This is a genomic window from Streptococcus sp. C300 (assembly GCF_000187645.1).
Taxonomy (GTDB): domain Bacteria; phylum Bacillota; class Bacilli; order Lactobacillales; family Streptococcaceae; genus Streptococcus; species Streptococcus oralis_CQ.
This window is the reverse complement of the sequence record NZ_GL732466.1, coordinates 342,645-351,472: the sequence shown is the minus strand read 5'-3', so window position 1 is coordinate 351,472 and position 8,828 is coordinate 342,645. Positions and strand designations below refer to the sequence as shown.

Genomic DNA, 8,828 nt, shown 5'->3' with positions numbered 1-8,828 from the left:
TAATGGACAGGGGCAAGCTGTCAAGGTTTTACATTTATTTTAGTAAAAAGGTGCAGAAAATGATAGACTTTCTGCACTTGTTAGATAGATTTATTCTTCTATTTCAGAAGCAATCTCTTCTGTTTTTTCAGTTTTTTTGGCAGATTTGATTTGAATCTTGCCATTGCTTGTCATGACTGCCTTGAGGTCTTTTTCACTTGGATTTTCAAGGTAATAGTCAGTGATGGCATCCTCGATATGGTCTTGAATGGTACGGCGGAGAGGGCGCGCTCCCATTTTTGGATCATATCCTAGGTCAACTAATTTTTCTTTGACCTTGTCCGTCACATCGAGATGGATGTTGTTGCTAGAGAGGCGTTTGTTGACATCTGCTAGCATGAGTTCGACGATTTGGAGAAGGTTGTCCTTGCTGAGAGGTTTAAATTCGATGATGCCGTCAAAACGGTTCATAAACTCTGGGCTAAAGAAGTTGCCGAGTTCACCGAGAACAGAGTTGGTTCGACCTTCACGAGCAGCTCCAAAACCAACGCTGGCTTCGGCCTTACCAGTACCCGCATTTGAGGTCATGATAATGATAGCATCCTTAAAGCTAACTGTCCGCCCTTGCCCATCTGTCAAACGACCATCGTCCAAGACTTGAAGGAACATGTGCATCACATCTGGATGGGCTTTCTCGACCTCATCGAGAAGGATGAGAGAATATGGGTTGCGACGAACCTTTTCAGTCAGCTGCCCAGCTTCATCATAACCAACATAACCTGGAGGGGCTCCGACCAATTTAGCTACACTGTGTTTTTCCATGTATTCACTCATATCAAAGCGAATCATGCTGTCAGCAGAACCAAAGAGCTCAATGGCTAGTTGTTTGGAAAGTTCTGTTTTACCAACACCAGTTGGTCCGACAAAGAGGAAGCTTCCGATTGGCCGGTTAGGAGTTCCAAGTCCAACACGATTACGACGGATTGCCTTGGCAATCTTATCGACAGCTTCATCTTGACCAATGACATGAGTTTTGAGGTCGTCTGCTAGATGGATAAGCTGAGACTGTTCTTTTTCTTTGAGTTCTCCAACAGGGATATTGGTTTTTTGCTCAATGATATGTTCGATGGTTTTCTCGCTAATGATTGGAGTATCCTGATCGGTCACCTTGTTCTTTTGCATTTCTTTGTACTTGGCAATCTGATCGCGGAAATAAGCAGCCTTTTCAAAGTCTTCCTCTCGTGTAGCTTGCGCCTTGAGATTTTCAGCTTCTATTAAACGCTGATCAATCACTTTAGGGTCAACAAAGTTCAGGGTCAGATTCATCTTTGAACCGGCTTCGTCCAACAGGTCAATAGCCTTGTCTGGCAGGAAGCGATCTTGGATGTAGCGGTTGGAAAGATTTGCAGCAGCTTCGATGGCAGCATCAGTATACTTGACGTGATGGTAGTCTTCGTATTTCTTCTGAACTCCTTTAAGGATGATAATGGTTTCTTCGACAGTTGGTTCATCTACCTTGACAGGCTGCATACGGCGCTCTAGGGCAGCATCTTTTTCAATGATGCGGTATTCATTGAGAGTAGTGGCACCGACCATTTGCAATTCACCACGGGCAAGGGCAGGTTTGAGGATATTTCCTGCATCCATATTGCCATCGCCAGCAGATCCTGCACCAACAATTTCATGGATTTCATCGATAAAGAGGATGATGTCCTCGCGTTTGCGAATTTCTTCCATGAGTTTTTGCATACGTTCTTCAAATTGGCCTCGAATCCCTGTTCCTTGGACTAGACTGACCACATCCAGACGGATGACCTGCTTGCCTTGAAGTTTATGGGGAACATCGCCATCGACAATCTTCTGAGCTAGACCTTCCACAACGGCTGTTTTACCAACACCCGGTTCTCCGATGAGGACAGGATTGTTCTTGGTTCGACGGTTGAGGATTTCGATAACGCGGATAATCTCCTCATCTCGACCGATAACAGGGTCAATATCTCCCCGACGAGCAATCTCAGTAATATTGATACCATATTCCTCTAGGAGTCCTTTTTCTTGACTAGGAGGTGTTTGAAGTGGGCCTCGGTTTTGAGGTCCATAACCACCGTTTCCTCCATATCCTCCACCAGATTGAGTTGGAGGGACGTTATTTGAAGAAGGTTTGAAATTGTTCAAATCATTGAAAAAGTCGCCGAAAGGATCAAAGTCATGATTATTTAAGTCAGTCATTCCTTTAAAGAGGGTATTATTTGGATCTGTTTTGATAATTTTATAGCAATTTTGACAAAGATCAATTTGCTTTTGCTGTCCATTGATATTGGTATACAGATGAATTGTTGAGTCGTTAATTTTACAGTTTTGACAGAGCATACATCTACCTCATTTCATTCTTATTCTTGGTCTAAGAAAAAGGTCAAGAATAGTCAAAGTTTTATACTCTCATTATAGCATGATTAAGGTGTAAAGCAAGTAAAAAGATTGGGAAGTGGTCGTTTTTAAAAGAGGGATTTATGGAGAATTAAGCGACTTGAAGGTAAGAAAAAATCCCATTTGTGGTGACAAAAAGGATTCTCATTCATCGGGACTTACTGCCCGTTGTTTTTATATTAGTAAAGGAGTTCGTAGATCTCCATTGCAATCAAATCAATGCTATCAAAGGTATAAGTTTCACGAGCCTCTACATCGCGAAGGGTGAAGAGTGATCCGTTTTCTTCGTCGTGGCTGTATGCAACTTCTGCGACGACAACACCTTCACGTTCAAAATTACGTTTTAGATTTCCACCATCTTTTGTCATTGCTTCTAGGCGGTTAATGATTCTAACCAAATGTGATTCCATTTTGATTCTCCTCCATTTCTTATCGTTTCTATTTTACCATAAACAAGAGGTAGTTGACTAGAAAAAAACTGTGATTTCTCTCTATTTCTCTATTCTATCAAGTTAATTGTTAAAATTAGGAAAAAAGGATTGCATTTTAATTCAATTCATGTTATAATCATACAATCCAATACATAGAAAGTTGATTGAATATGAATTTTTCTTTTTTACCAAAGTATTTACCATATTTTAACTATGGTGCTCTGATTACCGTATTGATTTCTATCCTTGTTGTCTGCTTAGGGACCATTATAGGTGTGTTACTGGCCTTTGCCCAACGTTCACGCTTTAAACCGCTCGTTTGGTTTGCAAATGTGTATGTTTGGATTTTCCGTGGGACGCCAATGATGGTTCAGATTATGATTGCTTTTGCCCTTATGCATATCAACGCTCCAACTATCCAAGTGGGGATTTTAGGAGTTGATCTTTCTCGTTTGATTCCTGGTATTCTGATTATTTCTATGAACAGTGGAGCTTACGTTTCAGAAACTGTTCGTGCAGGGATCAATGCGGTTCCTAAAGGTCAGTTAGAGGCTGCATATTCTCTAGGTATTCGTCCCAAAAATGCCATGCGTTATGTTATTTTGCCACAAGCTATCAAGAATATTCTTCCAGCGCTGGGAAATGAATTTATCACCATTATCAAGGATAGTTCCCTCTTGTCTGCGATTGGGGTGATGGAGTTGTGGAATGGTGCAACTACAGTAGCAACAACAACTTATTTACCATTGACTCCCCTTTTATTTGCAGCCTTTTATTATTTGATTATGACCTCTGTTTTGACAGTGGCGTTGAAAGCATTTGAAAAACATATTGGACAAGGAGACAAGAAATAATGACAGAAACCTTGATTAGAATTGAAGAACTACATAAGTCTTTTGGGAAAAATGAAGTTTTAAAAGGCATCAACCTTGAGATTAAACGAGGAGAAGTTGTGGTCATTATCGGTCCGTCAGGGAGCGGGAAATCAACTCTCCTTCGTTCGATGAATCTCCTTGAAGAAGCAAGTAAAGGTAAGGTTATCTTTGAAGGAGTTGATATCACTGATAAGAAAAATGACCTTTTTGCCATGCGTGAAAAGATGGGTATGGTATTCCAACAATTCAACCTCTTTCCCAATATGACAGTGATGGAAAATATCACTTTGTCCCCGATCAAAACCAAAGGTGAAAGCAAGGAAGTTGCGGAGAAAAGAGCACAGGAACTGTTAGAAAAAGTTGGCTTGCCAGACAAGGCGACGGCCTATCCTCAGAGCTTGTCAGGTGGTCAGCAACAACGGATTGCTATTGCACGTGGACTTGCTATGGAACCAGATGTTTTGCTCTTTGATGAGCCGACTTCAGCCCTAGACCCTGAGATGGTTGGAGAAGTTCTAGCTGTTATGCAAGACCTTGCCAAGTCAGGGATGACTATGGTGATTGTGACTCATGAAATGGGCTTTGCGCGTGAGGTAGCAGACCGTGTTATCTTTATGGCGGATGGAGTTGTTGTTGAAGATGGAACACCAGAGGAGATTTTTGATCAAACAAAAGAACAACGGACCAAGGAATTTTTGAGTAAGGTTTTGTAATACCTCATTTTTAGAAGAAATGGAGTAGGCATCATGGCTTCCAGTGAAGAATATTTAGATTTTATTCTCGAACAGCTATCAGAGCTAGAGGAGATGAGTTATCGTCCAATGATGGGAGAGTATATCCTTTATTATCGTGGGAAGATTATTGGGGGAATCTATGATAATCGTTTGTTACTGAAGCCTGTGAAGGTGGTCATGGATCAACTGAGACAGAATAGGCTTGAACGTCCTTATGAAGGAGCTAAGGAGATGATTTTGATAGAAGACATTGAAGATAAGTCATTTCTAACGAGATTAATTAAGGAGATGTATGAAGTCTTACCGGCTCCAAAAGTCAAAAAGAAAGCGTGACAAGTTTACTTAGTATAAATAGGCATAAAAGCTCGATAAGGGCTTTTTCTTATAGTTTCAGACTATAGGGTCCATTAGGCAAGAAGTGTTAGGATGGCGAGTTATTTTTTGTTATAATAGAAGATATTTGATAGAAAAGAGAAGAGATATGGCACAGATTATCGATGGGAAGGCTCTTGCGGCTAAGTTACAAGAACAGTTGGCTGAGAAGACGGCTAAACTAAAAGAAGAAACAGGTCTAGTTCCAGGATTGGTAGTGATTTTGGTGGGGAACAATCCTGCCAGCCAAGTCTACGTTCGAAACAAGGAACGGTCAGCTCTCGCTGCTGGCTTCCGTAGTGAAGTAGTGCGAGTTCCAGAGACCATTACCCAAGCGGAATTATTAGACTTGATTGCCAAATACAATCAAGATCCAGCTTGGCATGGGATTTTAGTTCAATTACCTTTGCCAAAACATATTGACGAAGAGGCAGTTTTATTAGCCATTGACCCAGAAAAAGATGTGGATGGTTTCCATCCTCTAAACATGGGTCGCCTCTGGTCTGGTCATCCAGTTATGATTCCTTCAACACCAGCAGGAATTATGGAGATGTTTCATGAGTATGGGATTGAGTTGGAAGGTAAAAATGCGGTTGTTATCGGTCGCTCAAATATCGTTGGAAAACCGATGGCTCAGCTTCTTTTAGCCAAGAATGCGACTGTGACCTTGACCCACTCACGGACCCATCATCTTGCTAAGGTGGCTGCAAAGGCGGATATTCTTGTGGTTGCAATCGGTCGCGCTAAGTTTGTGACTGCTGATTTTGTCAAACCAGGAGCGGTTGTCATTGACGTTGGGATGAACCGAGATGAAAATGGCAAGCTTTGTGGAGATGTTGATTATGATGCGGTTGCACCACTTGCTAGTCACATCACTCCTGTACCTGGTGGAGTTGGTCCTATGACGATTACTATGCTAATGGAGCAAACCTATCAGGCAGCGCTTCGAACACTGAACGAGGACTAGGAAGATGAAATTCGTATTTGACCTAGATGGAACGCTATCTTTTGACTATATGACCATAGATGAAGAGATTAAGCAGGTTCTTTTAAAGGCTGAAGATTATGGGCATGAGCTTGTGTTTGCCTCAGCTCGCTCTTATCGGGATTGCTTGGGTTTATTAGGACCTGAACTCAGTCAGCGCTTGGTCATAGGTTTGAATGGTGGCGTAGCCTATCATTTGGGGAAGGCTATCTTTGAAAGGAATCTCGATGCTAGAGTTTATCAGGCGCTAGTGGATTATTGCCAGACTTATAATCTGCCTTTCTTTGTAGATGATTGCTTTGACTATAGCGGTCAGATTGTAGAGAAGATTCCATTTATTTCCAGTGTGGATCCCTTAAAGGTGGCTCGTCATCAGAAACTTGAGGACTTAGGGACTCCGATTAAGGTAGTCGTTTATATGGGTGACCATGAGGATTTGCTTGATGATCTGCTTGGTCAGTTAGAAAGACTAGGACAAGCTCATCTGTCTTATCATGCGCATGAAAAGTGCCTTTATGTTAATCCCTTGGATACTCATAAGGCGACAACTGTTGAAAAGTTATGCGGGGAGAACTTCATCGCTTTTGGAAATGACCAAAACGATATTGAACTGTTTAAAACGTCGCTCTATTCAGTCCAGATAGGAGATTTTGCTGGTCTTACTCCATATGCAGATGACACGTTAGAGATAAAAGGAGCTCCTTCTCCAGCAGTTGCTGCTAAAATCTTACAGACCTTTGCGGAATTTAAGGGAAAATAGTGTAGAAGGAGGTTCGCCTTCTTTTTATGTAGAGTAATGCAGTCTATAAACTATAAATTTGAAGTTTGAAAAAGATATTAATGGAATTCAATTTGTAGTAGAAAGAGTCTAGAACCGAAAGCTATTTTCATTGCAACTATTCCTTTTAAATGACCCCTTCTTATATACCATTTTATTGGGTTAAATTAATGGAAAATAATTGCAATTTAAGGTGCCTTTTGATATATTTAATATATAAAATATATTATAAAACTTGGTACTTGTTTGTGTATTCAGAAGGAGGTTATTTTTTAAAATAAAGTAAACGCTTACTTTGTATCAAGAAAAAGAAATGAGGATTTTAATGAACAAAAGACTTTTTGATAAACGTTGTCATTATAGCATTCGTAAATTTGCAATAGGTGCGGCATCTGTAATGATTGGGGCTAGTATATTTGGTATTTCTGCTGTACAAGCTGAGGAGGTGGATTCATCCAATGCTAAAACAGAAGAAACAACTGTTCATCAAGCTCAACCTTTAGATAAGCTTCCCGATGATGTGGCAGCTGCTATTGCAAAGGCTGATGAGAATGGTGGACGTGAGTTTGTAAAACCAAAAGCTGAATCGGCAGAAGACAAAGTGACTAAGGATACAGAACCTACTACACCTACTAACGAGAGTAGTCGTGAATTGGTTAGTCCTAAAGGGGAAACTCCAAATAAAGTAGAAGAAGGAAACAAGGCTGATAACAAACAGAAATCTGAAGAGGCAAATCCAAAGCCTGTTGAATCTGCAGTAACAGCTGGAACAGAAGTGAAAGAGGATTCTAAAAAAACTTCTGAAAAGGACCAAGTGAAAGCAGACACAGAGATTAAACCTTCTTCTGAAAAATCGCAAGTGCTGTCTAGAGAGTCAAACAAAGCCGAAGTTGAAAAGGAAAAACAGCTATTATCGGAACGAAAACAAGATTTTAATAAAGATTGGTATTTTAAACTAAATGCCCAAGGAGATTTTTCAAAAAAAGATGTGGATGTTCATGATTGGTCTAAATTGAATCTTCCTCATGATTGGAGTATTTATTTTGACTTTGATCACAAGTCTCCCGCTCGTAATGAAGGTGGGCAGTTAAATGGTGGAACAGCTTGGTATCGTAAGACTTTCACATTAGACGAAGCAGACAAGAATAAGGATGTTCGTATCAATTTTGATGGGGTTTACATGGATTCAAAGGTCTATGTAAATGGTAAATTTGTCGGACATTATCCAAGTGGCTATAATCATTTTTCATATGATATCACAGAATTTTTAAACAAGGATGGTAGTGAAAATTCAATTACTGTTCAAGTGACCAATAAGCAACCAAGTAGTCGTTGGTATTCAGGAAGTGGGATTTATCGTGATGTAACCCTTAGTTATCGTGATAAAGTCCATGTTGCCGAAAATGGTAATCATATAACTACTCCAAAACTTGCTGAGCAAAAAGAAGGGAATGTTGAAACACAGGTTCAAAGTAAGATTAAAAATACGGATAAGAAGGCTGCTAAAGTCTTTGTGGAACAACAAATTTTTACTAAGGAAGGTAAGGTTGTTTCAGAATTAGTCCGCTCTGAAACGAAGAATTTAGCAGAAAATGAAACTGCAGATTTCAGACAAACAATCCTAGTTAATAAACCAACTCTTTGGACGACAAAAAGTTATCATCCTCAACTGTATGTGTTGAAAACAAAGGTTTATAAAGAAGGTCAACTAGTTGATGTAACAGAAGATACATTTGGTTACCGTTATTTCAATTGGACTGCTAAGGAAGGTTTCTCTCTGAATGGTGAACGCATGAAATTCCACGGAGTAAGTATTCACCATGACAATGGAGCCTTGGGGGCAGAAGAGAATTATAAGGCTACCTATCGTAAATTAAAACTCTTGAAAGATATGGGGGTTAACTCTATTCGAACAACCCACAATCCAGCGAGTCCTCAGTTGCTTGATGCTGCAGCTAGTTTAGGTCTTTTGGTTCAAGAGGAAGCTTTTGATACTTGGTATGGTGGCAAGAAGACTTACGACTATGGACGGTTCTTTGATCAAGATGCTCGCTATGCGATTGCCATCATGGCCTTTAGAATGTTCTTTATTGGCTGGACCAATATAATGGGAATTCAAATCTTGATTCCTCACAATAAGAATCGTGAATTTATGCTATCAACAACTATTCCAGCTGTTTTTAGTGTGGGCTTGAATCTCCTCTTGATCCCGCCTCTGGGCTATATTGGAGCTTCAATTGTATCTGT

8 protein-coding genes are annotated in these 8,828 nt (G+C 40.2%); 6 read left to right on the top strand and 2 right to left on the bottom strand.

The features are described from left to right. Positions 1 to 90 precede the first annotated feature (90 nt). A complete protein-coding gene (locus HMPREF0849_RS01710; protein WP_000882477.1) occupies positions 91 to 2,349 on the bottom strand; it encodes an ATP-dependent Clp protease ATP-binding subunit in 2,259 nt (752 codons plus the stop codon). Between the two features lie 236 nt (positions 2,350 to 2,585). Beyond that, positions 2,586 to 2,816 carry a DUF1797 family protein gene (locus HMPREF0849_RS01705; protein WP_000443577.1) on the bottom strand — a complete coding sequence of 77 codons (231 nt, stop codon included), beginning with the start codon at positions 2,814 to 2,816 and terminating at the stop codon, positions 2,586 to 2,588. 191 nt (positions 2,817 to 3,007) lie between these two features. On the opposite strand from HMPREF0849_RS01705, the gene HMPREF0849_RS01700 reads away from it, so the two are divergent. From HMPREF0849_RS01700 to HMPREF0849_RS10160, 6 genes are all read left to right on the top strand, one after another. Beyond that, positions 3,008 to 3,691, top strand: coding sequence for an amino acid ABC transporter permease (locus HMPREF0849_RS01700; RefSeq protein ID WP_001011622.1), 684 nt, complete (start codon positions 3,008 to 3,010; stop codon positions 3,689 to 3,691). Next, complete coding sequence (locus tag HMPREF0849_RS01695; RefSeq protein WP_000140969.1) at positions 3,691 to 4,425, top strand: amino acid ABC transporter ATP-binding protein; 735 nt, start codon at positions 3,691 to 3,693, stop codon at positions 4,423 to 4,425. Before HMPREF0849_RS01700 ends, HMPREF0849_RS01695 begins: the two co-directional genes overlap by 1 nt. Before the next feature lie 33 nt (positions 4,426 to 4,458). Continuing rightward, positions 4,459 to 4,779: a TfoX/Sxy family protein gene (locus HMPREF0849_RS01690; protein ID WP_000168407.1), complete on the top strand. Its 321-nt coding sequence runs from the start codon at positions 4,459 to 4,461 to the stop codon at positions 4,777 to 4,779. Between the two features lie 148 nt (positions 4,780 to 4,927). Further along, positions 4,928 to 5,785 (top strand): bifunctional methylenetetrahydrofolate dehydrogenase/methenyltetrahydrofolate cyclohydrolase, encoded by an 858-nt coding sequence (locus tag HMPREF0849_RS01685; RefSeq protein WP_000057219.1) that lies wholly within the window; start codon positions 4,928 to 4,930, stop codon positions 5,783 to 5,785. Positions 5,786 to 5,789: 4 nt separating this feature from the next. Further along, positions 5,790 to 6,563, top strand: coding sequence for an HAD hydrolase family protein (locus tag HMPREF0849_RS01680; protein WP_000673611.1), 774 nt, complete (start codon positions 5,790 to 5,792; stop codon positions 6,561 to 6,563). Positions 6,564 to 6,906: 343 nt separating this feature from the next. Continuing rightward, positions 6,907 to 8,828: sugar-binding domain-containing protein (locus HMPREF0849_RS10160; protein ID WP_156798264.1), on the top strand; the 1,922-nt coding region annotated here is incomplete at its 3' end.

What these genes read in the sequence shown, in the direction of transcription:
- HMPREF0849_RS01710 (WP_000882477.1), bottom strand. Translation starts at nt 2,349, where the DNA reads ATGCTCTGTCAAAACTGTAAAATTAACGACTCAACAATTCATCTGTAT.
- HMPREF0849_RS01685 (WP_000057219.1), top strand. Translation starts at nt 4,928, where the DNA reads ATGGCACAGATTATCGATGGGAAGGCTCTTGCGGCTAAGTTACAAGAA.
- HMPREF0849_RS01705 (WP_000443577.1), bottom strand. Translation starts at nt 2,816, where the DNA reads ATGGAATCACATTTGGTTAGAATCATTAACCGCCTAGAAGCAATGACA.
- HMPREF0849_RS01680 (WP_000673611.1), top strand. Translation starts at nt 5,790, where the DNA reads ATGAAATTCGTATTTGACCTAGATGGAACGCTATCTTTTGACTATATG.
- HMPREF0849_RS01690 (WP_000168407.1), top strand. Translation starts at nt 4,459, where the DNA reads ATGGCTTCCAGTGAAGAATATTTAGATTTTATTCTCGAACAGCTATCA.
- HMPREF0849_RS01695 (WP_000140969.1), top strand. Translation starts at nt 3,691, where the DNA reads ATGACAGAAACCTTGATTAGAATTGAAGAACTACATAAGTCTTTTGGG.
- HMPREF0849_RS01700 (WP_001011622.1), top strand. Translation starts at nt 3,008, where the DNA reads ATGAATTTTTCTTTTTTACCAAAGTATTTACCATATTTTAACTATGGT.